The sequence below is a fragment of the Stenotrophomonas sp. CCNWLW57 genome (genome assembly GCF_037203925.1).
Lineage (GTDB): Bacteria > Pseudomonadota > Gammaproteobacteria > Xanthomonadales > Xanthomonadaceae > Stenotrophomonas > Stenotrophomonas rhizophila_A.
In genome coordinates, this window is the sequence record NZ_JBBCBJ010000001.1 from 1,008,322 (window position 1) to 1,034,697 (window position 26,376).

Sequence of the window (26,376 nt, forward strand, 5' to 3'; positions counted from 1 at the left end):
CTCAGCGTGCCGGGTCGCGGTAGCGGACGGGGTCCGGCCGGAAAAGGTCTTCGTCGAACTTGAAGCGCAGGCGCACGAACATGCCCTGCTGGGTGTACTCATATCCGTTCAGGTCGCGGTCGCCGGCAAAGCCGGTCCAGTTGTAGCCGGCCGACAACCACAGGTTCTGGCGCAGCAGGCGGCCGACTTCCATGCCGTAGGCGTACTGGTTGGCGCCGCTCTGGCCGCGGAAAGTGGAGCCGAGCACGCCGATGTCCCAGTTCTCGGTGATGTCATAGACCACCCGCCCGGACAGCAGCGTGGCGCGGAAGTCACTGTTGACCCGACCCCCGTCGGCGTAGGCGAACTGATCCTGCTGCCACTTGCCGGCCACGCGCCCGGTGAACCACCACGGCCGCGACGGATGCCAATCGGCATGGGCAGAGACAATGTGCGCGCGGGTGCGCACGTCCTGGCTGCTGCCATCCACGGTGCTGCCGTCGACCAGGGTCAGCCCGCTCTCGTCGCGCTCGAGCTTGTACTCGTAACGGGCCAGCGCGTTGATCCGGTTGCGGTCGGTATCGCGGTAGGCCACGCCCAGCTGGAAGCGGTCCTGCAGCACGTCGCCGCGTGCGTCATACCGCGTGCTCAGCAGGTAGTTGCGGGCCAGCAGGGTCCAGTCGCGGCTGAGCTTGCGGGCCAGCATGAACTGCAGCAGCGTGGTGTTGAACGCCTCGTTGGTGTCGGTATCCGGCACGTCTTCGGAGATACGGTGTTCGGCCCGTATTGCACCGCGCCACAGCGGGTTGGCGCCGTAGTCCAAGGCCAGCGCCAGGCCGGTGCTGTCACCGGTGCTGCCGTCGATCACCTTCACGTGCTCGGCCGAACTGGACAGGCGCAGGCCCTCGGCGATGTCCCAGTTGTTGCGGATACCCGAGGCGGCCTGTACGTCGCGGCCACTGATCGCGTCGCGCAGGCGGTACTCGCTGAAGGTCTGGGTATCGCGCAGGTAGCTGCTGTCGATACCGAACACCAGCGCGTCGGCCTCGCGGTCGGTGGTGGTGATGCCGTAGGCGCTGGTCAGGCCGGTCTGCTTTTCGTAGCGGCCGTACAGGCGGCTGCGTTCGAACACCTGGTAGTCCAACCCGGCGGCCAGGCGCCGACGTTCTTCGCCGCTCACGCTGTGCTCGATCTCGGCACCACTGCTGAGCTTGTCGCTCAGGCGATAGCCCAGGCCGAAGCGGGCGCTGTCCGATTCCAGCTCGGTGCCCACCGGCAGGTCGCTTGTGATCGGGCTGCCGGTGCTGCTGCCGTTGATCACCATCAGCCCGGTGGCCGGGTCCAGCGCCTGCTGGCCGTAGCCGAGCGCGCCGCCACCGGCACCGGTGGCGAAACCGCCGGTCAGCCCGCCGGCATTGCCGAACGGTACCCCGGACGACCACGGCGAGGTCACGCCGATGGTCTCGCGGATGCTGCGCACGCCCAGGTCCACGGTCAGTCGTTCAGTAGCCCCAATGCGCACGCCGGCGCCGCCAGCATCGCGCTTGCCACCGTCCGGGTTGCGGTCTTCGCTGCGCAGGCCTTCCACGTACAGCTCCAGCCGCGGCCCAAGCTGGTAGGCCACCCGCGCGTTGTACTCACCGCGGCCGCCGTACAGCGGCGCGGCCGGGTTGTTGAACGCCGGATCGGTACGGGCGGCAAACAGGCGCGCTTCCAGCTTTTCGGTCTGGTGCGCGAATTCCACGCGCCAGGCATCACCTTCCACGTCGCCGGTGACGTCCTTCAGGCCCTGCGAGGTGATCTGGTTGATGCTGTTGGTATTGACCTCGCTCTGGGTGCGCGCGAACTCGGCCACCAGCAGCGTGTTGTCGCCGAAGCGGTAGCTGGCATTGGCGCTGCCCATGCGGAATTCCGCGTACGGATTGCGGTCGTCGACCGCCGCCGCGCCGACTTCCAGCCGGTCGGTGAGCTTCACCTGCGCGTCGGCTCCCACCACCCAGAACTTCTCTGTGTCCTGGTCCAGTTCATAGGTGATGCGCAGCGAGACCGGGTTGAGGTCGCTGTCGAAGGCCGGCAGGAACTGGTTGAGCAGGATGCGGCCGGAGAACGGCTCGAAGCTGTAGTCCACCAGCCGCGCCAGCGGCCGCACCGACACGATGCGGGTGGGCTGGTTGCGGTCGCGCGAGATGACTTCGACACGCTCACTGCCTTCCAGCACCGCGTTGTTGCGCAGCGCGTAGGGACCACTGCCCTGGCTGCGGAACTCTTCGATCACCTGGCGCAGGGAATCTTCAATGGCGAACACGTTGCTGCGCACGCGCTCGCTTTCGAAATGCCAGCCCAGCCCGGTGGCGGTGCGGTTGTAGGTCCCCAGGCTGCGCTGCGGAATCGGACCGCTGCCGCCGATGCCGGTGGCCGTGGCCAGCCCGTCGCCGGTCTGGAAGTCGCCGTAGAGCAGGTAGCTGCGCTTGTTGTCGATGCGCACGTACAGGCGCTCGGCCGAGCGCGCGTCGAAGCCGCGCAGCGACGCGTCGCCGTAGACCGGGTAGAACTCCTCGGGCTGGATGTCACGCAGCAGGCGGCCGCGGGTGTCCTTGTCGGAATCGTAGGCGGCAGTGAGCAGCGCATCGCCCTTGATCCGGCCCTTGACGAAGAACGCGGTGCGCGCGGCGGCGTTGGCCTTGCCGTTGTTGAACTGGCGCTCCCAGCGACGGATGTCGCGGTCGAACGCGTCGTTGTGCTCCACCGGCGAAACCAGGCTGCCATTGCCGTGGCGACGGAAGTTGACCACGCCTTCGATGAGGCCGGTGGCGATCATCTCGCGCATCTCCGGCACGAAGCCGATGCTGCCCTGCGCGGTTTCGGCCCCGGCGGTGATCCGCAGCAGCACATCCTGGGGCTCGTGCGGCGCGACCAGGTCGAACTCGGCCACGCCATCGACCACCTGCAGCTGCACGCCGGGGGTGACCTTGTCGGCATCCAGTGCGCCCGGGCCGAGCTCATCGGTGCGCGAGCCGGGCAGGCGGATCCGGCCGCCACTGTTTTCAATCGTCGCGTAGCTGGTGCCGGCCAGCGGCAGGCCGCTGGGGTCCAGCAGCTGCACGCGCACGTGCACCGGGCTCTGGCCATCGGCCGGCACGCCGTCGCGGTCTAGTTCGACCACGATGCGGTCCAGCGTGCCCGCTGCGGCGCGCACCGCAGCCGGCGCGGCGTCCAGGCTGGCGGGGCTGCGCGGGTACAGCGTGCTGGCATCGCCCAGCACCGGGGTGAAGCGGCCCGGGGTGCCCACGCTCTGCGCCATGGCGGGCAGGGTCGCCAGCGCACAGGCCAGCAGGCTCAGGCGCGGCAGCTGGCGCACTACGGAAGCACGGCTCATGGCTGGCCCTCCGTGGCGGCGGGCGGTGTGGCTCTGGGATGCACGATCGGTCTCTGGTTGGCCGTATCGGTCGCCTGCTGCGGCGCCCGTGCGGGTTTGCTCTCGAAGCGCAGCGGCGCCTGGCCCGGTTCGGTTTCCGGCGCCTGCACCTCACCCTGGGTGCGGCGTGCTTTGACCTGCTCCAGCACCGGGTTGGCGCAGCTGCCTTCGATGAAGTCGGCGCGGTGCAGCTCGCCGTTCTTCAGGTCGAGCAGCAGGCTGTCGGCGTCGCCCAGGTTGCGGTTGCTGCTGGTGGTCAGGCGCGCGCCGACCGGCAACGTGCTGGCGTCCACCTTCAGCGTGTGACTCTGCGGCGGCAGGCCGCAGAAGCTGTACTTGCCTTCCGAATCGCTGATCACCCAGGTGCCGTCGGAGAAGTACAGGCGCACCCCCGGAATGCCCAGCTCTTCGCGGTCCTGCAGGTGGTTGTTGTTGCAGTCCATGAACACCTTGCCGAGCACACAGGCCTGTTCGGTGAACACGCCACCGGTGACACGTACGCGGTATTCGGCACGGTTGGAGGCCAGCGAACCGGGCAGCGGGGTGACCGCCACCGGGTCGATGCAGCCGCCGCTGATCGAACAGCCATGGGCCTGCGCCCGGTTGATGCCGTCGCCCTGCTGCGCGCCCACGCCCACGCGGACCCGGTAGGTCAGCACGATCTGGCCACCGACAGTGATCGGCCCCAGCGCAAACCCCAGCAGCGGGCCGGGCTTGCCGGCCGGGTCGGCCACCGCACGGCCGTCGGCACGCGCGGTGCCGTCGATGTAGGTGAAGCCACGCGGCAGGCGGTCGATCACGTTCAACGCGGCCAGCGCACTGCCGGCGGTCTGGCGCACGGTGATGGTGTACTGCACGGTGTCGCCGATTTCGGCGGTCTGGCGGTCGCCGGTCTTGGTGATCGCCAGGCCCGTGGCCACCGCCGTATCCAGCGGCAGATGGTTGTGCACGATCGCTGCGGTGGCCGAACCCGCGAACAGGGTCAGGTAGTACTCGGTCGCCGTACCCACCGCGCCGGTCGGCGCCTGGGTGTTGGTCTGCACGACATGGTTGGCACCGCCACCGCCGGCCGGCGACAACGCGCCCGCCTGCGGCGGAATCATCGTCGACACGAAGGTGTAACCCCCCGGCGGCGTGACGGTCAGCTTGAACTCGCAGCGGGCCGGCGCGGCCGGCGCGAAGGCGAACTGGTAGAAGCCTTCGCTGCCGACGGTCATCGCAATCGTGTTGCCGTCAATGCGATAGCCACCACCGGCTGCATTGAGCACGCTGGTTCGCGGGTCATACCCGCTGCACAGGCCAACCGGCGCCAGGGTCACCACCGAACCGGGAACCGGGTCGCGGGTGGTGGCGTCGTACACCACGCCTGACGGGTCCACCGGCAGGCTCTGCTGCGCGAGGTGGTCGCCGGCGCGCAGCACCACTTCCAGCTGGCTGGTGCCGTTGTCGGTGGTGCGGCAGGCGCTGACGCCGCCGCGCGCGATCGCCGCGTCGGCGTCGCAGGCTTCCTGCACGCCGCCGGCATTTTCGCGGGTGACCGGGAACGGCCACAGCACGGTGGAGCGCGGGTCGCGGAAGCGGATGTTCCACTTCACGCCTGGCACCACATCGCCGAAGCGGTAGCTGCCATCGGCCGCACTCACGGTGGTCTTCACCACCTGGCCGTTGGCGGGGTCCACCAGCTCCACGATCCAGGCCGACAGACGACGGTCGCCGCCATCCAGCAGCTGGTCATCGCTGCCCACGTCGAACCACACGGTTCCACCGACCGACGCGGCCAGCTGCACGCTGTTGGGCACGCGGCAGGCGTTGTGGATGATGGTGTCCACGCACGCCGGCAGGTTGCCCACTTCGCCCTCGAACGCAGCGCGTTCGGTTGCGGTCGGGGCGCGGAACGGGTTCTCGCCGCCGCCTTCCACCAGCACGGCGTTGTTGACTGTGCCGGCCTCGGCCGCTGCGGCGGCCACGCGCACCACCACGGCGATGCTGTCCGGCGATACCGCACCGGCAGCCAGCACGCGCTGGCTGGTGCAGCTGAAGCGGGTTGCGCCGGGTTCGCCGGTGCAGGTCCAGCCGGTCCCCACCGGCAGGCTGTCCAGGCTCAGGCCCGTCGGCAGGCGGTCGTGCACCGTGTACTCGCCACGGCTCGGCTGTTGGCCGGCGTTGCGCACCTGGATGGTGTAACCGGCCAGGTTGTTGACCGTGAAGCGCGTGCTGGTGGACGCCTTGCTGACCATCAGGTCGGGCGAATCGCCGATCTCACCGAAGTTGTACTCCATCGCGTCCATGCCCAGTGGCAGCACGATCTGGCTGATCGCCGACGGCACGCTGGCGCGGTCGCTGGCCGCACCGACCAGGGCGGCGTTGACGGTGCCGACGCTGGTGATGCCGTTGAGCGTCTGCGGCGGCTGGGTCGGCTCGGTCACGGTGTAGGTGCCCGGGCGCAGGCCCTCGAAGCGGTAGCGGCCTTCGGCATCGGTGTTCAACGTGAGCGATACCGGCTGGCCGAGGTCATCGGTGCCGGTCAGCACCACGCTGACCCCGGAGATGCCGCCTTCGCCGCTGTCGACGCTGCCGTTGTCGTTACTGTCGTTGTAGACGCGGCCGGCAATGCTGGCGGTCGGAATCTCCCCGAAGTTGTTGTTCACCGACTGCTGGTTCACGCCCAGCACCAGCGCAGTGATCTGCGAAGGCGCCGTGCCCGGCGCGGTCACGCTGCCACCGGTGCTGCCGGCCACGGTGCGGCCATCGCGGGTGCCGGTGGGCTGCTCCGGTTCGGTCACCACGTAGGTGCCCGGCGGCAGCTCGGCGAAGCTGTAGCTGCCGTCGGCGTCGGTCACGGTCTCGCGGCTGATCGGATTGCCGGCCAGGTCGGTGCCGGTCAGGGTGACCCGCACATTGGCCAGGCCGGTTTCGCCCGGGTCGACCACGCCGTCATTGTTGCGGTCGGTCCAGACCTTGCCGCTGATGCCGCTGTTGAGCGGAATCTCGCCGAACAGGTTGTCCACCGAGGCGCTGCCCGGGGTGCTCAGATCGATGGTGCTGATCGCGCTGGGCACGGTGGTGATCGGGGTGGCAGTGCCACGCGGCGTGCCGCCCACGGTGCCGGCGGTGGTGATGCCGTTGCTGGTGCCGGCCGGCTGCTGCGGTTCAACAAGCGTGTAGGTGCCCGGGCGCAGCCCTTCGAACACGAAGCGGCCATCGGCACCGGTCTGCACGCTGACCGAGACGCTGGCGCCGGTGTCGTCGGTACCGGTGACCTGCACGGTCACCGCTTCGATGCCGGTTTCAGCGGCACCGTTGCGCACGCCATCGTTGTCGACGTCGAAGAACACCGCGCCGGCGATGGACACCGGCAGGATCTCGCCGAAGTCATAGGCGGTCCCTGCCTTGCCGGCCGGCAGCGTGATCGCGTTGATCGCGCTCGGCACGCTGGCCACGGCCGTGGACACGCCCACGATGGCGCCGTCGATGCTGCCGGCACGGGTGAGGCCGTTGAGGGTCGGGCCGCCATTGAACGACGGCTGCGTGGCCTGCTCGGTCACGCTGTAGGTGCCGGCCAGCAGGTGGTCGAAGCGGTAGCGGCCGTCGGCATCGGTCGCCACGGTGACCACGGCGTTGCCCAGCGCATCGACCGTGCCGGCCGGCAGCTGCAGCTGCACGCCCGGCAGGCCCGGCTCGCCGGCGTCCTGCACGCCGTTGTTGTTGCGGTCCAGGAACACGGTGCCGGACAGCGACGCGGCCAGCTCGCCGAAGTCGTTGCCGCTGGCGCCGGCGGCGGGCAGGTTGGCGATCAGGATGACGTTGCCCGGCTGCTCGCGGCCTTCGCCCAGCCCGGTCGGCTGGGTTTCGGTGATGCGGTAGGCCTGGCCGGCGATCGCGCCAGGGTAGCTGTACTGGCCATCGGCATTGGTGACCAGGGTGACAGTGGTGTCGTCGGGCGTGCCGAACACGCCGTCGGCGCCATTGCCGACGATGGTCACCTGCACGCCGGGCACGCCGATGTCGCCGGCGGTGTTGTCGCCGTCGTCGTTGCGGTCCAGGTACACCGTGCCGCTGATCGGCGCATTGGCCAGTTCGCCAAACAGGTAGCCGCTGGCGTCCTGCCCGGCGTTGATGGCGATCGCGGAAATGACGTTGGCCACGGCCGTGCTGCCGGGGGTGGCCGCATTGCCGGCCGCATGCTTGCCGTCCAGGTAACCGGCCGGCTGCGTTTCGGTCAGGGTGTAGCCGGTGCCGGCCTGCGGCGGCAACAGGTCACTGAAGCGGTAGCCGCCGTTGGCATCGGTGGTGGTGGTCAGCGCGACCGGATTGCCAAGCACGTCCGTGCCCGACAGGGTCACGGTGACGTTGGCGATGGCGTTTTCACCGGCGTCGCGGCGGCCGTTGTTGTTGTTGGCCGCCACGTTGGAGAAGTCTTCGTAGACCTCGCCGCTGAGCGAACCGAGCGCCTCGCCGAAATCGTTGCCACTGGAACCGGTCAACGGCAGCGCGTTGAGGGTGATGCTGTTGGTCGCGTTTTCGGCGGCGTTCGCATACCCCTGCGGCTGCGTCTCAGTGATGCGGTAGTTCTGCCCGACCACCAGGCCATCGAAATCGTAGCGGCCCTGCGCGTCGGTCTGCACCACCACCGGTGGCAGGTCGTCGCCCGTACCGAACACGCCGTCGGGGCCCGCGCCGATGAGGGTGACGGTGACGCCCTGCAGGCCGCCATTGGCCTGCGAATTGCGCGTACCGGCATCGCCGGCGTCGAAGTCGCCGTTGCCGTTGCGGTCCAGGTACACATGGCCGGAGATGGCGGTGACCGCGTCTTCGCCGAAGTTGAACGCAGTGGCATCTTCGCCGCGCGACAGGTCGATGTTGCCGATCCGGTCGGTGGTGGCGGCATCGCCGGCCGCGCCGGTGGCCACGGTGCAGCCTGCGCACGCCGCCGTACCCACCAGGCCCGGATTGATCGCGCTGGGACGGTTGCGGTAGCTGCCGGTCGGCAGCACTTCGCGCAGCGTGTACACCTGCAGCGGATTCAGCCCGGGGAAGCTGTAGCTGCCATCGGCAGCGGTGGTGGCACTGGCCACCACGGTGCCGGCCGCGTCGAGCAGTTCGACGGTGGCATTGGCAATCGGGGCGTCGCCGGTGTTGCGGGTGTTGCTGTAGTTGCTGTCGACGTAGACGAAGCCGGACAACGCCGGGCGGCGCACTTCCGGGAAGTTGTAGCGCACGGCGTCCACCCCCGCGCCCAGCGCGATGGCGGTATAGAGCGAGTTGGCGCTGATCGCCGGATCGACTACGGCATAGGCACCGCCGGCCGACGGCGCCAGGCCGCCCGACGCGGGCGGTGCCACCGGGCCATTGACGTAGGCGGCCGGCTGCACCTGGGTCAGCGTGTAGCCGTCCGTGCCGGCCGGTGCGAGGTTGTCGAAGCGGTAGGCGCCGTTGCCGTCGGTGGTGGTGGTGAGCGTCACCGCGTTGCCGTAGGCATCGGTGCCGGTGAGGCGCACTTCGACACCGGAAATGGTCGGTTCGCCGGCCTGCGGCGTGCCGCCATCGGTGCCGCTGCGCTCGCGGTCCTGGAACACCACGCCGGTCAGCGAGGACCGCACCACGGTATGGGTGCTGGTGCCTTCGTCATTGCCGGGGGTCGGGTCGAGCTGGTCGCTGGTGGCGCGCGCGGTGTTGATGCCGGCGCCGTTGGCCGGCAGCGTGGTCCAGCGCGCGGGCACCAGCACGCGGACGCGGCCGTCCAGCGCCAGGTCACCCATGCGGCAGGTAAGGTTGCGACCGGTCACCACGCAGCTGCCGGTGCCGTTGCTGACCACGCCGGCGTCGGCGGTGTTGCCGGCCTTCTGCCAGCTGGTGCCTTCGCCGCCGCCGATCACCTCCAGCCCTGCCGGCAGCGTATCGGTCACCACCACGCCATCGCCGCGCAGCGGATTGTCGCCGCTGCGGTCGCGCGACAGGCTGTGGCCGGGGCCGTTGTTGACCACGTCCAGCACGTACCAGAACGGCTGGCGCAGGCTGATCGTGGCGGCAGCCGCGGGCAGCGGCTGGGTCGGGTTGGCATTCGGCGCCAGCACCACGCTGGTCTTGGTCATTGCCAGATCCGAGCGCGTGCGGATGCTGGTTTCCTGCACCGCGCTGTTGTTGCTGGTATCGCGCTCGGTTTCGGCCGAGCGCGCGGTGACCGCGTTCAGCAGCGTGGCGCCGGTGGCCGGCGGCGCGCTGAGATACTGGTACACCAGGTACAGGTAGCTGGTCTGATTGGCGGCGATCGCGCCCTGCTCGGTGGTGGACACGCCCACGCTGGGCATGCTGCACGACAGGGTCTGCGGCGCCGTGGTGGGGTTGCTGCTGCCCGGGGCAACCGTACAGCGGACACCCGGTGCTTCCATCGCGCCCTGCGGCGTGGTGTTGGTGCCGGTGCGACTGCCTACGAAGGCCACGTTGGCCCCGCTCGCGGGGGTGATGGTGTCTTCAATCACGGTGCGGGTGGCCAGCGATGGGCCGTCGTTGCGCACGCTCACCTGGTAGGTGATGTAGTTGTTGGCTTCCTGCCCGACACGCGAGTCGTAGCCCAGTGGATCCACCGCGCCGTCGAAGTTCTGGTCGATCTTGTTGACGATCAGGTCGACTTCACCGGCGGTGAAATCCAGCGCGGCGGCACGCAGGTCATCGTCGGTGCGGCTGTTGTAGTTATAGCTGCGCCCGCTGCCGTCGACGCCGCTGGCTGGTACGGGGCTGCCGGTGTTGTCCGGATCGAAATGGAACGAGCCATCGTTGGTGAAACGGCGGCCCGTGTTACCGCTGTTGACGTTCGGGCGGATCACCACCGTCATGGTCTGGGTGGAGTTGTTGGCCATGTCCTGCGGCGCACAGGTCAGCCGCAGCGTGGCGGGCGCGCCGCCGGTGTTGAACCACGAGGTGCCGCCCGGGGCGGGCGCCGAGCTGATCGCCGCATCGTTGGAGGTCACGCTGCACGCGGTGCTGCCGCTGCCGGTGCGCACCGCGGAAATCAATACGAAACCGGCGTCATTGGCCGGCAGGGTGAAGGTATCGCTGAACACCACGCCGCGGGCCGTGGACGGACCCCGGTTCTGGTAGGTGATGCGGTAGGTGGTGTTGACGCCGGCGCGGCCCGGGCTGCCGGAGGTGATGTCCTTGGCAGTGGTGGCCATGTTGGCCACCGGGTCGATCTGCACCCAGTCCGAGGCGCTGTTGTTGCCCGGGTTGGCTTCGCCGATCGACCCGCTCACGGTCGGATCGATGCTGACGCCTGCGGTGTTGCAGAAGCGGCCGGCTGGCATCGCCACGCCACCGCAGGTACCAGCGCCCTGGCTCTGGCTGTCGAACAGGCCGCGGTTGACGGTGAACACGATGGTGGCGGTGGCGCCGGCCGCCAGCGCGGTGCCGGCGGAGCGGCAGATGTAGCCGCTGCCGACCACATCGCAGGTCCAGCCGGCCGGCACGGTGTTCTTGGTGACGGTGGTGCTGCCGGTGACAAAGCCCGGGATGGGGTCGTTGACCACCACGCCGGTGGTGGTTGCGCCGTTGTTGGTGACCTGCAGCGTGTAGCTGACCCCACCATCCGCTTCCCGGATCACGTTGTCGGCGTCGCCAGCGCCATTGGTGCGCTTGGTGATGGACAGGTCCGCTCGGGCGTCGGTGGCGCGGCTCTGCCCGCCGGTGCAGTCATTGCCGGTGTTCGGATCCAGGTTGATGCCACCGGCGGTGGTCGGTTCGGCCGAACCGCCGCTGCCGCCGGTACAGGCGGTATTGGCCAGCGTGCCCTGCAGGCGCGCAAGCGTGTACAGGGTCAGCGCGGCGGAGTTGCCGTTGACCGCGACCGGGTAGCCACCAGTCTGGGTGCAGGTGACGACCTGCGCCGGGGCCCCGCTCCAGGCGCGGTCCACGCTGCAGCTGAAACCGCCCACGGTCACGGGCACGCCCGCCGGGTAGGGCTGCCCACTGGCATCGACCCATTCCTCGCCCACGGCAAGCGTATCGACCAGCTGCAGGTTGCCGGTGACCGTGCGCGGGCCCAGGTTCTGCGCGCGCAGGGTGCTGGTCATCACGCTGTCGGTGCGCAGCCCGGTGTTGTTCCACACCGGTACCAGCGCCGGGGTCTTGGTCTTGGTCATGCGCAGATCGGCGCCGTCGGGGATGACGGTCAGGCCGACGCTGCCTTCGTTGTTGGTCAGCACCGGGTCCGGCGTTGCGGCGCTGATCTGGGCGGTGTTGGTCACCGTGCCGCTGCTGTTGGTGCCGGTGGACGGCACCTGCGCCTGGATCGCGATCTGCGCCTGCGCGCCCGGTGCGAAGCTCGCGGCGTTGCAGGTGACCACGGTGCGCTCGGCGTTGTTGGTGCACGACCAGCCGCCGGGTCCGGATACCCCGTTGACCTGGAAGCCTTCCGGCAACGCATCGCGCAGGACCACGGTGGTGGCCGCGCTGGGACCATCGTTGCGCGCGGTCAGCGTATAGGTGACCACCGAACCGGCGGCTGCCGGCGCGGGCGATACCGACTTGGACACCAGCAGGTCCGCACCGGCGGTCACCTGCGTGGTTACCTGGGCAGCGTTGTTGTCCGGCACCGGGTCGGGCACGTTGCCAGCGTTGACCACCGCCGAATTGACGATGTTGCCGGTGCCGACATTGACCTTGCCGCGGAACGAATAGCTGGTGCTCGCGCCTACCGCCAGGGTGCCGTTGTAGGTGCCGTTCTGCTGGGTGAAGGCCCAGTCCGCACCGGTCGGCGCGCCGACCAGGGTGACATTCGGCGGCAGCGTATCGGCCACCCGGAAGCCGGTGGTGACGCTGGGGCCGGCGTTGCGCACGGTCAGGGTATAGGTGATTTCGCCGCCGCCGATCACCGGATCGGGCGTGGCGCTCTTGCTGAGTTCCAGGTCGGCCGCCGCCTGGATGGTGGTGTTCTGGCTGGTGCGGTTGTTGGCAACGTTGGTATCGCTGCCGAAGAACGGGTCGGTGTTCTGCAGCGTGCTGATCGGCGTGGTCGCCGGCGGCAGCGCGCTGGCGAAGCCGATCGCGGCGCGCACGGTGATGGTGGCCGGCTGCGAGGCGATGGTGGTGACCGGCAGCTTGAATTCGTAGGGCGCCGTGGAAGCATTCAATGCCGGGTTCGTGCACACCACGCGGGTGGTGCCGGCAGCGCCCGCCGAGGCGCTGCAGCCCGCCGGGGCGGTGCCGCCCAGCGCGGTGCCGGCGGGCAGGTCGAACAGGGTCACGCTGCCGCTGGCGGTATCGTTGGCGCCGTTTTCGACCTTGACGTTGTAGATCACCGTGGTGCCGGCCGGCACCGGGTCGTAACCGGTGTCGGAGAAGTCGGTGATCTGCAGGTCGATGGCGAGTGCGGGTAGTGGCAGCACCATCACCAGGGCCAGCAGGGCGCGGCGCAGCGACAACCGCCAGGACTGCGCCTGCGTGCGCTCAAACGGCGTTGCCGCCGCGCAGATACCTGCGCGATCGCTCTGGATGGACATGCGTTTTCCCCTGTTCCGGTCGTTGCAGCGTTCACAGGGAACGCCGCACGATGCGTACCCAACGCAACCGGTCCAGACGTCCCCTGTCAGATGAATCCCAGGCCTGCAGGCGACAGACGTCGCCGACGGTGCCGGGCGGGGCGGATTGTGATGTTGCCGTGAAGGCAAGTCAGTGCCGGCGGCTCACGCACGCTCACACCGGCTCACACAGACCCGCGCGGATCAGGCGGTAAGCAGGTAGCCCTGGCCGCGCAGCGCGCGGATCGGCAGCTCGACATCGGTGGCGCTGCGCACGCGCGTGCGCAGGCGATGGACCAGCACATCCAGGCGGTGCGGATCGAAATCCCACGGGGTGTCGGTGATGTTGGCGATCAGCTGCTCGCGGGTGACGGCGCCGCCGTTGGCCGCGAACAGCAACTGCAGCACGCCGCGCTCCATCATCGTCAGTGCCAGTGTGGCGGCGGTCGGTGCGTGCAGGGTCCAGCCGTCATCGGCCAATCGCCAGCGTGGCTGCGCCGTGGCGGGGGCCGGCGCGGTGGAAGGAGGCGACAGGCGGCGGCGCAGGCTGTGCAGGCCGGCTGCCAGCACATCCAGGTCCGGTGGCTTGACCAGATACAGGTCGGCGCCCTGGGTCAGGCCCAGCGCCATGTCGCGCGGATCGCCACGGCCGGTCAGCATCACGATGCCGATCGAGGCCGAAGCGCGAAGGTGGCTCGCCACCGTGTAGCCGTCTTCGCCAGGCAGGCCCACGTCCAGCACCACGATGTCGCAGCGGTCGCTCAGCAGCGCGCGGTACAGGGCTTCGGCGCTGTCGAGGCCACGCACGGTCGCGCCGCGCCAGGCCAAGTCGTCCAGCAGCAGTGCAAGCAGCTCCGGGTCGTCTTCAACCACCCAGACCTTCAGCCCTTCAAGTTCCCGTACTGCAGTCACGTGGTGCGTCGCTTCCTCCGGATCCAGCCTGCAGTCTAGCCGCCGCCCGGGAACCCGCCAAATGCTACAAAAGCCGCAGTGCGGGGGCGTGTGGGTGCAAGCGACAGTGGGGCGTCGTGGTTGCCGCTTGTTCGTGTGGATCGGGGCAGGCAGCGTTGACCGCCCCTCGTTCCCACGGAGTTCCAGCATGCCCGTAGCCACCTCGCCGCCCGCCATACTCACCCCGCTCTTGCGCCACCGCCTGGAAACCTCGCTGCCCGCGGACCAACGCGAGGTCACCTGCAACGCGCTCAGCAACCTGCTGTATTCGGTCTGGAACGCCCGAGCCGTCACTGAAACCCCTCCGCCGGCTGACCGTACCAGTCGTTGGCCGATGGCGCAGATCTACCAGCGGCTGGCGGTTCCGGTAGCCGGTTCCCCTTTCGGTCCGCTCAGTGCGGATGAACACCGCACGCTGCAGCTGGTGCACTACCTGCACGAAGTGGAAGCGGCACTGCCGCTTGATCCCGGAGGCGATCCCGCCGTGCGGCGGCCGCAGAGCCAGATCCATGCCCACGTGCTGCATGAACTACGCCGCGAGTTCTCGTTGCTGCCGGTGCCGGTAACGTTGACCTGGCGCGAGCTGGCAGTCAGCGATATTGCCGTCAAGCTGCTGGCCAAGGCCGAGCGGCTGGGCTTTCAGCCCACAGAAGTACGCGCACTGGGTGCGCAGCAGTTGGACGCGGTGACAGGTGTTCACCGCGGCGGCATGAAGCTGACCCTGGTGGCGTGGAACGGCGCCGCGCCTCCCGAGCGCTCGCACGCTGCAGCCAACCCCAACGTCTGGGACCCCGGCAACCCGCTGGGCAACGAACTGGATCTACTGCTCGCGCCCCTGCAGATGGACTGGACCGGCCTGACGCCGCTGCCCCGTTGAAGGGCGACGGCCTACTCGGCCGGCACGCCCATTTCCTTCAACAGTGCCGGCGCCGGGTAGACCTTGGCCAGCAGCCAGCGCAGGTAACGCATGTCCACGTGCACGGCGCGCTTGAAGCGCGGGTCGAACCACCAGCTTGCGCTGACCGATTCCCAGTTGCTGTCGAAGTTCAGCCCGATCAGCTCGCCGCGTGCGTTCAGCACCGGCGAGCCGGAGTTGCCGCCGGTGGTATCCAGGTTGGTCAGGAAGTTGACCGTCTGGGTCTTCAGCACCGGGTCGGCGGTGCTGCCGAAATCGCCCTTGGCGATGGCCGCCAGCAACGGCTTGGGCGCATCGAACGGGAATGCATTGGTGTTCTTCTCGACGATGCCGGCCACGGTGGTCACCGGATCGAAATGCACCGCATCGCGCGGCGACAGCGCTTCCACCTTGCCGTAGCTGATGCGCAGCGTACGGTTGGCGTCCGGGTAAACCGCCCTGCCCTGCTTTGCCCGCCACGCAAACAGGGCCTGCATGTAGGCCGGGCGCAGGCGCAGCTGCTCACCTTCGCGCTCCTTGCGCTCACCCTCCAGGCGCAGCTGCGCGGCCACCAGCGGGCCGGCCAGGTCGATCAGCGGGTCGTGCGCCAATGCCTTGCCTTCCTTGGCAGCGGCGAAGCGGCTCAGGCGTTCGGCTTCATCACCCAGCCGGGTGCCGCTGTACAGCGTGTCCAACGCCTTGGCCAGCGCGGCCGGGGTACGGCCGAATGCGGCGTCGAACTCGGGCACGCGCTGCGCATCGGGCAGCTGCTGGTAGCGGGTGAGCAGATTCGTCAGCAGCGCCTTCTCGACCTCCGGCGCATAGCGCCGCTGGACCTGCTTGAGGGTGCCTTCAATCAGCGCCTGATCACGCTGCTGGTAGCCGCTCTCGCGCTGGGCGTCGGGCTTGGCCGATTCGATGCGCAGGCGCTCCAGCAGCAACGCCGAACGCAGCAGCTGGCTCTGCGCGGCGGCCTGTTCCAGCACGAAATCGCGCTCGCCCATCGACGCGCCCTGCGACAGCGAGCCCAGCAGCGCCTGGATGTCCGGCTGCCAGGTCGCATCGGTGGCCTTCAGCATCGCCGCCTCGTCGGTCGCGCGCTGGGTCTTGGCATCGCTGCGCAGCAGGCCTTCGAGCTCACCGGCGGCACGCTTGCGGTTGTTCTTCAGTGACTGCAGCTGCGCGGCATAGCGGGTGCGCGCCTGCGCATCCTTGGCCGTGGTCGCTTCGATGGTGTCGATCATCTGCTGGAACACCGCCACCCGGCGCGGCAGCACCGCATCGATCTGGCCGGCGAACTCGGCTGCCGTGCGGTGGCGGTAGGTGATGCCCGGGTAACCGGCCAGCATGGCGAAATCGCCGGTCTTCGGGCCATCGATGGCCATCTTCAGGTGCGCCGGCGGGTGGTAAGGCACGTTGTCCGGGCTGTACGCAGCCGGCTTGCCGTCCTTGCCCACGTAGGCGCGCAACAGGGTGAAATCGCCGGTGTGGCGCGGCCACATGAAGTTGTCGATCTCATCGCCGTAGTTGCCGATCGCGCGCGGCGGCGCGTACACCAACCGCACATCGCTCAGTTCCAGCTGGCGGATGCGGTAGAAATCGGTGCCGTAGTACATGTCGGCCACGCTGCAGCGCACGTTGCCTTCCTGCTCGCACTCGGCCACCAGCCGCTTGCTGGCGCGGTCCACTGCGTCGAAGTAGGCGCGGCCGGTCTTGCCGCGCGCGTCGCGCAGCACCTCATCGGTGACCTTGTCGAAGCCGGTGGTGACCAGCACGCGGAAATCCGGGTTGGACGGGCGCTCGTCGCTGCGGCCCTGGGCGATGAAGCCGCCGTCGATCAGGTTGTGCTCGGCGGTGCTGTTGTACTGGATCACGCCCATGGCCACATGGTGGTTGGTCAGCAGCAGGCCATCGTCGGAGACGAACGAACCGGTGCCGCCACCGGCACGCACCACGGCGCTCAGCGGCGCGGCGGTCACGTTGGCCAGGTCAGCCGGGTTGCCCTTGAACCCGGCGGCCTTCAGCGGCTTGGCCAGGTCCGGCAGCTGGGTCGGCATCCACATGCCTTCGTCGGCGTGGGCGCCGGCGGCGAGGGTGAGGCCAAGGGCCAGGGCGGCGCTGAGGGGCTTGCGTGCGGGCATGGGTGCATCCAGTACGGCGGAACGAGCGGGCACCTTAGCCACTGGGCGCGCGCGGGGCAACGCCCGATGGTCAGGGGTGGGCGGCAGCGCCCATTCAGCGGAGGTGCGCTTCCGACGATCGTAGTGCCATCACCGGCTCAATCGTTGATGGGTACAACGATTCCCGGCAAGTTCGGATCCGTTGAGAAGATGAAACGACTCTCATGGAGGTTGCCGACTTGTTCCATTGCACTCATGTGACCAAAAACGCGCGTCGAATCGGCCTCCAGGAACCGTAGGGTCCATTGCTCGTTGTCTACCTCCTTTCGAGTCTGCACCGTCCCCATGCACATACTTAATCCACAGGAAAAGCTGGCCACCGCGCCATCTGCGCCGACTGCCTGCGTCAACGCACTGCGATAGTGAGCTGCCTGATCCTGCGCCTCCATGCTCTTGGCGGCGTCGGAACTCATTTCATCCAGTGCACGGAAGAATTGTTCGCGTGATTCAAGAACCTCGTCGGCGCGGACGCGGGATAGACCACCATGTTCGATGAACCTGGTCTCTGTCGCCAGGTAGACGGAGTTGGGAGGTTCCAAGGACTGCTGGCCGACAGCACGCGTCTGCGCGTTGATGTCAGGCCGCTCGTCTCCAGCACGAGCATCCTTGATCTCCAGTTGATTGGCGTACCCTGCACTCGACTTGGGCTCCAGATTCACGGCGTTTGGATTGGCAGCCTCCTCGTGCGAGCAGCCAGCACACTGGCTCAGGACGAGGAGTAGCGTGGCGCGTATCGCGCGGGGCATCGCAACGCCCCGCTCCATGCGGCTCGGAATCAAGTTTTCCATCTCACCTCCACGGACAACCGTACGCTTCACAGGTCCCAGGCGGGTAAGTAGGAATCGGGCGTCGCGAAGGTCCCTGAACCCAGCCGCCCGCCGCATCCACTACCCATGCATTTCCGCCCGACACTGCGACCTGACAACTTGTTTGGCAATAGTATCGATCCCCCTTGAATACGATCGTAGATGCTGCCTCCACTCCCCCTGCGCTGAGGGCCAAACCCGTCCCGACCAGTAATCCGCTGACGACACTGGATTTCATTGTCTTCTCCATCTTCGTGGACGAATTGCCACGGGAGAAGTGTTCGGGCAGCCCGTCGCTTGCTCACTCGTACTACTCCTAAATTCGGCGTGTTACGTTCAAGTTGTGGCCTCGATCTCATCTCACCAACGCGCGTCGGATGGATCATGGTCCAATGACCAACATTCGTCGCATCTTTGTTCAGATTCCCAGCTACCGAGACCCACAGCTTGTTCCGACGCTCATTGACATTGCCCAACAGGCACGCGCTCCGAGACAGCTTCGTATTGTGATTTGCTGGCAACATGACGCTGAGGAATCAATCGACACCTTTACCTGCCAGGGCTTTCAGTTCCTGTCCTCGCAATCAAATGGCCCCTACGACGTGCACTTTCTGGAGTTCATTGGGGTCCAGATCGAGCTTATCGACGTTCCCTTCCTGGAGGCGAAGGGCGCTGGCTGGGCGAGGAGCATTGCTCAGCACAGATTTGAAGGTGAGAAGTACAACTTGCAGATCGATGCCCACCACCGGTTCGTCTCCAATTGGGATGGCCAGATGGTCGCAATGCTTGAGGACTTGAGAAGCCGCTCCGCCAAACCGCTACTGACGGGCTATCCACCTTCTTTCTCGCCTGCATCCTACCCAAGTGGCCGACAGGAGCAGTCGGCCGTAATGCTGGCTGACGAGTTCACACCTATGGGCATAGTCAGGTTCAAGTCGGTGATGCTTCCAGGTGATGGAAGGTTCTCAGCTCCATTGAGGGCTCGATTCATGAGCGGCGGATTTGTCTTCTCGGACGGGATGTTTGTTGACGAAGTCGGACAAGATCCGAACCACTTCTTCTTCACAGAAGAGATAGTCATGGCGGTACGAGCTCATAGCCATGGCTATGACTTCTTTCATCCCCACGTGCCGCTTCTCTGGCACGACTACGAGTCGTCCGCACCAGAGGTATGGGAAGATCTCACAGAGGACCTGAAGGTTGGTGGCTCCATCGCCAAGAGCGCTGACGATATGGCGCATGTCTCGGTCCAGCATGCGAGATTCCTGCTCGCGATCGATTCTCCGAGCTCAGTGACAAGATCGCCGTATGGGCTGGGTAGCCGTCGGTCACTTCACCACTACGAGCGATTTGCGGGACTCAGCTTCTCGCATCGCGGCGTTCATCGAGACTCCTTGCTACCCGGCGAGCCGGACGAAGCGCACGTTCTCCTGGGCACCAAAGACTGGGAGTCCGGCTTGATATGCAGGCGGATGTTGCGAATCTCAGTTTTCCTCACACTGATCGACGACATTGAGGTTCATGAGGTTGAAATCATGATGCAGAATCATTCGGGTGCTGAATCCCTCGTCAGACGACTAACTTCGACTGATATCCTGGCCTTGGTCGAGCAACGTGCCCTTACGTTTGTTCGTAACTTCTCGGCGAGCCCAGATCAGTTGCCGACCAAGCTTCTGCTCAACTGCCGTACTAACCATGCAGGTGCGGAGCGCTTCTTCTCCATCACAGCAGACGAAGTGAGTTCTTGACGGACGCGGGCCGTGACTTGTCCGGTCCACGCGTTGATTGTCTGCCGGTGCGTTCATTCTGGGGTCGATTCCCAAACGACCGCCGACTCTTGTCGCGATCTCTTTGGCGCATGGACCGGCGCCATCGCACGGCTGGCGGAGGCGCGATGCCGATCATCGCAATGCCATCACCGAATGCGGATGCAGAGCCGGCGGTCGATTGGGATGCGACCCTACCAGCGCGCGCGGGTGGAATCCTGCGCGGCCTGGTACCAGCCCGGGCGGCAGGCGACGCGTACTACCGGGTTGACCATGCGCAGCAGCAGGCAGCCGGGTGCGATGTGCAGGCTCACGCGCGAGCCGGTTTCCATGCCGGCGGTGGTCATCCACATGCCGCGCAGGTGCAGTGGGGGGATCAGCACTTCGCCGGGCCTGGGTTCGTCGTCGTCTTGACGGTCTGCGCCGATGAGGACGGTGCGGGGCATGCGCCAGTGGTAGGTGACGCGGGATCGGGCGTCGGCGCGAGAATCATCGTTGTTGTCGTGCATGGTAGGCCTCTCCTGGATGTCTCCCTCGCCGGGATGGCGAGGGAGTCGGGAGGCTGATAGCCGTGTAGAACTGAACGGTGCGACGTATTTCCACGAGGGTGTTGTATTCGGTCACCCTCCCGACGCATTACATCCACTTTCCGGAGCTATCAGACTCCTCAACCCACCATGCGGACACGACGACCATAACGGAATTCGGTTGTATCTGTTGATTTGACCGAACCGGTAGGCGGTGCCTAACACTGTGTCGGGAATGAACTGCGAGTGCCCTGCATCCATTGCGGTGCAAGCACATTGCGAAGTGTGATGCGGTAGGCGAACTTTCTTTCTGTGCGCTCTGCGCAGCATGAAACGCCAGGATTTCCATGCCGCATTCGGCATGCCCCGCGCGGTAGGGTCGGTTCCCAAACGACTGCCGACAATGTGGGCGATCGCTTTGACGCATGGACCTGTGCAATTGCATGGCTGACGGAGGCGTGATGCCGATCATTGCAATGCCATCAACGGTCGCGGATGCCGCGTCGGCGGTCGATTTGGATGCGACCCTACCGGTGTCGGACTCGCAATCACACGGGCTGACGGAGGCGCGCTGCCGATCATTGCAATGCCAGTACCGGACGCGGGTGGCCTATCGGCGGTCGATTGGGATGCGACCCTACCGATGCCAGGTCCCCACACGTCCGGTGGGCAGTGGCGCCGATCATTGTCTGCAGCCAGGCAGGGCCTGGCTCTACTTTTCTTTTCGCCAGTTGAGCGAGCCGCGGTTTTCCACCGTGCTGGATTCGATTTCGATGTCGAAGCCGCGGCGCAGCAGGTACTTCAGCGTGAGTACCGAGCCGCTGCCTACCAGCGAGACGCCGTAGCCGACGTACAGCTTGGGCGAGATGTACTTGCCCACGCCGATCACCGAGCCGCCCAGCGCGCGTGACTGGCTGACGCCGGCGTCGTCCAGGCCGAGCTTGGCGCCCAGCTGCGAGGCCAGCAGGCCGCTGCCGGCCGACAGCGCCGCCGAGGCCGCGTTCACCTGCTGGGTCTGGTCGCTGCTGGCGCCGGTAAGGCTGCGCCCCAGCACCAGGAACGCCAGTGCTTCGGACTGCGACATCGACGGGTCCGACCACACGTCCACCCGGGGCGACTGCGCGCGGCCGGTCACGTCGATGCCGGCGGTGACATCACCCACCCGGCGCTCTGCACGGATGTTGATGCGCGGGTCGGACACCGCGTTGAAGTTCCAGTTGAGGTTGCCGCGGGTGATGGTCAGGTCCTGGCCATAGGCCTTGTAGCGGCCACTCACTTCCAGCGCACCGTTGGCGGTCATCTCGCGACCGGGCCGCGCCCACACCTGCATCTTGCCGCCCAGCCCGCCCTTGAGGCCGAAGCCGGCCATGCGGACCTTGTCGCCCAGGCTCACGGTCAGGTCCATGTCCAGCGGCAGGCTCGGGCCTTCTTCCGGATCGGCCGGGTCCAGCACCACCACGTCTTCGGACACCGAGGTGCCGCGATCCAGCCGCTCCAGGTCCAGGTCGGCTTCGGGCACGTGCACGGTGCCGCGCAGCTGCATGGCCGCCTTGGCCAGGGTGAAGTCGAGGTTGGGGTTGGCCACGATGCGCAGTTCCGGCGTGTTGGACAGCAGCACGTTTTCGCCGTGGATATGCAGCTGCAGCGGCTGTGCATCGCCGAACCACGACAGCCCGCCGTCGACGTACAGCGTGCCCTTGCCCGAGTTCGCCTGTGCGGTGATCTTCGCCGAACCATCCGGCTGCGCGGTGAAGCTGCCGCTGCCCTGGTCGAAGGTCAGCCCCAGCGCCGGGAATTCAGCCTTGAAGTTGCTCAGCTTGGCGTCGCCGCCCAACGACGGCGTGCCGCGCGTACCGCGCAGGCTGACGTGGCCTTCGATCAGGCCGGTGGGGCGCACGATGTCCGGCGAGAACAGCTCGATCCAGTACAGCCGCGACATGTTGAGGTACAGCTCGCCGTTGAGTGGCGCGTTGGCATCCCAGCCGGTCTGCACCTTGGCATCGACGAAGCCGTTGCCCTGGAAGCCGACACCGAGCTTGGCGTTGATCTGCGCCGGGGTCATTTCCAGCGTGGCCGAGAACTGGTCGTAGCGCACCAGTTCGCCGCGCGCGTTGTCGCCCAGGCGGATGCCGCCCTCCAGCGAGGCGATCCTGGCGCTGCCTTCCCACGCGTTGCCGCGCGGGCGGATCTGCCCATCCAGGGTGATTTCGCCGCGCAGGTGCAGGCGGCGCCCGGATTGCGGCGGCAGCCACGGCTGCACCAGCGCCAGCGGCAGCGCATCGCCGCGCACCTTCAACCCATCACGCGGCCAGTTGGCGCTGGCGCACAGCGCGCCGCCGGTGGCCGCGCCCAGGCAGGTGTCGGTCAGGGTGAAGGTGCTGCCCTGGATACCGAAGGTGGCCGGTGCGCGCAACGCCCATGCATCGCCCTTGATCGGTGCGATCCGCAGCGCGGCGATATCGCCCCGCCATGCATTGCCCTGCTGGCGTACCCCGCCCTCCAGCGCCACCGCACCCAGTTCGTTCTTCGCCTGCGCATCCAGCCGCAGGTTGGACACGCTGCCGCGCGCGTCCACGTTGATCGTGTCCAGCAGCATGCCGGCCTGCACCTTGGTGCCCTGCAGCGCCAGGGTGCCGTTGCTGCCCTGCCACGGCAGGCGGCCACGGATGCTGAGCGCTTCAGCGCTGTAATCGGCATAGCGCAGCCCGCTGCCGACCAGGTCGGCGGTGATGTCCGGCGCGGTGCGCGGTCCGCGCACCTGCACCTGGCCACGCAGCGTGCCGGTGCTGCCGGGCATCAGGTCATCCAGTTGCACCGGTTCCAGCTGCGCCTGCACATCGAGGCGGTCGCCGACGCTGCCGCGCGCGGTCAGGCGGCTGTTGCCCACCGCCAGGCGCACGTTGCCTTCGCCCTGCTGCCCGCGCAGCGCGAAGCGGCCCTGCGCATCCACGCGGCGGTTGCGCAGCATGCCGTTGATGCCGGGCACGTCCACGGTGGCTTCGTAGATCCCGGCGGTACCGGCCGGGCTGCCCGCCGGCGGCGGCAGCTGGCGGCCCTTGGAGGCCACGTTGCCGGACAGGCGGCCATCCCACCCGGGCACGAAGTAGCCGGGATCGAATGCAGCCAGCTTGGCGGCCACGTCCCAATCCAGCTGCGGCGCCCACGCCACCTGGCCGGTCACGTCGAGCGCGCCGCCGGGGGTCTTGGCCTGCAGCTGCTTGATCCGGGCGGCGGTGTCGCTGCCGCGCACATCGAACGTCAGGTCGGCCGATTGCTGTTCGCGCTCCACCGAGGCCGTGCCGACCGCCGCCCAGTTCTTGAGCGTGCCGGCCAGGCCCATGCGCGCTTGGTTGAGCGTCACCGGTACCGGTTTGGCGGCGCCCGGCGTGGTGGGATCGGCCTCGGGCACGAAGGTCAGGTCGTTGGCGACGATCGCAAAGCGCAGGCTGGCATTTTCGCGGTCACGGAAATCGGCGGTGCCCTGCAGCCGGGCCTGGCCACCGAAGCCCTTCACCACCAGCGGTGAGACGGTCAGTACCTGGTCGGCCAGGCCGACATTGGATGGCGCCAGCTCCACCGCCAGGTCGCCCTGCTGGATGCGGCCCTGCAGGTTGGCCTGCCCGCCCTTGCCGGTGGCCTGGAAATCCAGCGACAGCGGCGTGCTGGTACTGGCATCCATGCCCGGCACCAGCAGTGCCAGGTCCAGTTCCTTGCTGCGCGCACTGGCCTTCCACACCGGTTCGTCGCGGCCGTCGAAGACCAGGCTGGCCTGCAGCGGCGCGGGGGCATGCCCGGCCAGCGCGATTTCCATGCGGTCCAGGTTGCCACGGGCCACCAGCCCAAGCCGCGCCGGGGTGCGCCCGCGCGGTGCCGGCAGCACCGCGCCGATGGTGATGTCGGTGGAATAGTCGTTGCGCGGCACATAGCGGCCGTCCACACGGAAGTCGCCCAGGTCGCTGTCCACCTTGAGCTGGCGCGCGCGGAATTCGCCGTTGGCAATTTCCAGCCCACCGCGCAGCCTGGTGATGTCGATCAACGGTTCCTGCGCCTGGGTGATGCGGAAGCCATCGATGATGATGGTGTCGGCCTGGATCGCCAGCGGCATTTCGATCTGCGGCAGCGAATCGGGCCACGAGGGCATTTCGAACGGTTCATCGCTCTTGGCCAGGTTCAACGTGGCGTTCTTGATCTGCAGCGCATCCAGCTGCAGCTTGCGGCCCAGCAGCGGGCGGATATCCGGATCCAGGTACGCGCGCTCTGCGGTGAAGTGGATGTCGTCGTAGCGGAAATCCAGGTTGTGCAGCACCAGCGGCCCGGCCACCGGGCCATCCACCTTGCTCCAGGTCAGCGTGGCGCCCACCGGCAGCCGCGCCACCACCTGGGCCAGCAGCACATCGCGGCCGGCCACGGTCTGCAGCAGCCAGTACACCAGCAGCAGCGCCAGCAGCACCAGCCCCAGCACGGTGAAGCCGGACCATGCCCAGAAGCGACGCTTGCGGTAGAAGCGCACGCGCGGCGGCGGCGGGGTCGGCGTGGTCGGGGTCGGCGTGCTCACAGGTCCGCTCCCACGCTCAGGTAGAGCTGGAACTTCGAATCCGGATTGTTCAGACCGTGCGCGATGTCCACGCGCACCGGGCCCACCGGTGATTTCCAGCGCACGCCGAAGCCCACGCCGGTATGCAGGTCGATGGTGTTGTCGAACGCGCTGCCGGTATCGACGAACACCGCGCCGCCCCACGGCCCGCCCTTGAAGTAGTGCTCGTACTCGGCCGAGGCGGTCACCAGGTTCTTGGCACCCAGTGCGAATTTATCCGGCGGAGGCGTGCGCGGGCCTACTTCACGGAACGCGTAACCGCGGATGCTGCGGTCGCCACCGGCGAAGAAGCGCAGGCTGGGCGGCATCGCCACCAGGTCGCTGGTCCAGGTGGTACCACCTTCGCCGCGCAGGATCAGGCGGTCGGCATCGCCGACCGGGATGAACCAGCGCAGCATCACGCTGGCCTGCACGAAGCTGGTATCCGAACCTGCGCCTTCGATGCCGCCACGCATGGTCGCGCTTCCACTGATGCCCTTGCGCGGGGCCAGGCGGTCATCGACATTCACGTAGTCGGCCACCAGCTGCGGATACACCAGCGTGGAGGTGTTGTAGATCGCGTTGGTGAATTCGGTGCCCGAGGCATAGCGCCAGCGCTCGCGCAGGGCGTTGATCGAGGCGATGGCCGTCCAGTTCTCGTTGATCTCGCCGCTGCGGCTGCCGATCAGCTTGAAGTTGCGAAGGTCGATGTAGTCGGTCTGCTCGTCATACGCGCTGGCAGTGAGCCCGTACCACCCGTCCAGCCACTTGAACGCCGGGATCCGGTAGGTGGTGACAAGACTCTTGCGCTTCTGCGCGTAGTCCAGCTGGGTGTTCATCTTGTGGCCGCGGCTGTTGAGGAAGCGCCGCTCCAGGCCGCCGCGCACACCGGCGCCGCTTTCGCTGCCGTAGCTGATACCTGCCGTATAGATGCTGCGCTTGGCCCGGGTCAGGGTGACATCCACCGGCACGTTGCCGTTCTCGTCGGCCTGGTCCGGCTGCGGCTGGATGTCGATGACGCTGAAGTAATCCAGCTTGGTCAGCGATTCGCGCAGGCGGTCCAGCTTGCCTTCGTGGAAGTAGCTGCCCTTTTCCCAGTACACCAGCGGGTCGAACAGGCGCTCCACGAAGTAATCCTGGTGGAAGCGGATATCGCCCATGTTGTAGCGGCGGCCGCTGTCCCAGGTGAGATCGATGTCGGCGGCATTCTCGGCGCGGGTGATCTCGACCCGGCGCTGGGTGAAATCGGCATCGAAGTAGCCACGTTCGGCCAGGCGCCGGGTGATGGTCACGCGGCTGGCGTCGTACAGCGTGTGCTCGAAGCGCTGGCCCTTGCGCGGCCGGAAGTTCTCCAGGTCTTCCTGCAGGTACTGGTCCAGCTGCGCCGGACCGGTGATGTCGATGTTCTCGCGGCGTACCAGGGTGGGCGGACCACGATCGACATGGATCACCACGCGCAGGTTCTCACCTTCGCGCGGGCTTTCCACCGTGATCACCGGGTTGTAGTAGCCGAACGGTTCCAGCGCGCGCCGGGTCTGGCGCTCGGCCTGCGACAGCAGGTATTCCAGCCGCGACTCGCCCTGTTCCTTGCCAATGGTGTCGTACAGCGACAGCGAGACTTCGATGTTCTCGATCATCTCGGCATCGTCGCCCCTGTCCAGGCCGGTGATGTCCACCTTCTCGATGGTGCCGCGCGCATGCGCGGTCGAGGCGATGGCCAGCGACAGGAACAACAGCGGCAGGAAATATTTCAAAGGCGGCATGGGCACAGG

10 protein-coding genes are annotated in these 26,376 nt (G+C 67.4%); 2 read left to right on the forward strand and 8 right to left on the reverse strand.

The window, feature by feature from the left end; genetic code table 11:
- Position 1: 1 nt before the first annotated feature.
- From V9K91_RS04450 to V9K91_RS04460, 3 genes are all read right to left on the reverse strand, one after another.
- Complete coding sequence (locus V9K91_RS04450) at positions 2-3,355, reverse strand: hypothetical protein (protein WP_336442775.1); 3,354 nt, start codon at positions 3,353-3,355, stop codon at positions 2-4.
- On the reverse strand, positions 3,352-12,888 hold the full coding sequence (locus V9K91_RS04455) for an SdrD B-like domain-containing protein (RefSeq protein ID WP_336442776.1): 9,537 nt from the start codon (positions 12,886-12,888) through the stop codon (positions 3,352-3,354). The genes V9K91_RS04450 and V9K91_RS04455 overlap by 4 nt, the downstream gene beginning before the upstream one ends.
- A gap of 222 nt (positions 12,889-13,110) precedes the next feature.
- The gene (locus V9K91_RS04460) at positions 13,111-13,818 is read right to left on the reverse strand and encodes a response regulator transcription factor (RefSeq protein WP_068847901.1); all 708 of its coding nucleotides are present in this window, start codon (positions 13,816-13,818) and stop codon (positions 13,111-13,113) included.
- A 187-nt stretch (positions 13,819-14,005) separates the two neighbouring features.
- Here V9K91_RS04460 and V9K91_RS04465 point away from each other — a divergent pair, with 187 nt between their 5' ends.
- A complete protein-coding gene (locus V9K91_RS04465) occupies positions 14,006-14,734 on the forward strand; it encodes a hypothetical protein (RefSeq protein ID WP_336442777.1) in 729 nt (242 codons plus the stop codon).
- A gap of 11 nt (positions 14,735-14,745) precedes the next feature.
- Here V9K91_RS04465 and V9K91_RS04470 read toward each other — a convergent pair whose 3' ends face one another.
- Complete coding sequence (locus V9K91_RS04470; RefSeq protein WP_336442778.1) at positions 14,746-16,893, reverse strand: S46 family peptidase; 2,148 nt, start codon at positions 16,891-16,893, stop codon at positions 14,746-14,748.
- Positions 16,894-17,030: 137 nt separating this feature from the next.
- Positions 17,031-17,720, reverse strand: a complete 690-nt coding sequence (locus tag V9K91_RS04475) for a hypothetical protein (RefSeq protein ID WP_336442779.1) — start codon at positions 17,718-17,720, stop codon at positions 17,031-17,033.
- A gap of 410 nt (positions 17,721-18,130) precedes the next feature.
- Here V9K91_RS04475 and V9K91_RS04480 point away from each other — a divergent pair, with 410 nt between their 5' ends.
- Positions 18,131-19,486, forward strand: a complete 1,356-nt coding sequence (locus tag V9K91_RS04480) for a GlcNAc-transferase family protein (RefSeq protein ID WP_336442780.1) — start codon at positions 18,131-18,133, stop codon at positions 19,484-19,486.
- Positions 19,487-19,698: 212 nt separating this feature from the next.
- On the opposite strand, the gene V9K91_RS04485 is transcribed toward V9K91_RS04480, so the two are convergent.
- The 3 genes from V9K91_RS04485 to V9K91_RS04495 all read right to left on the reverse strand — a co-directional run bounded on the left by V9K91_RS04485 (position 19,699) and on the right by V9K91_RS04495 (position 26,367).
- A complete protein-coding gene (locus V9K91_RS04485; RefSeq protein WP_337308174.1) occupies positions 19,699-20,013 on the reverse strand; it encodes a hypothetical protein in 315 nt (104 codons plus the stop codon).
- 730 nt (positions 20,014-20,743) lie between these two features.
- Complete coding sequence (locus V9K91_RS04490; RefSeq protein WP_336442782.1) at positions 20,744-24,586, reverse strand: translocation/assembly module TamB domain-containing protein; 3,843 nt, start codon at positions 24,584-24,586, stop codon at positions 20,744-20,746.
- Positions 24,583-26,367, reverse strand: coding sequence for an autotransporter assembly complex family protein (locus V9K91_RS04495; protein ID WP_336442783.1), 1,785 nt, complete (start codon positions 26,365-26,367; stop codon positions 24,583-24,585). Before V9K91_RS04495 ends, V9K91_RS04490 begins: the two co-directional genes overlap by 4 nt.
- Positions 26,368-26,376: the final 9 nt, after the last annotated feature.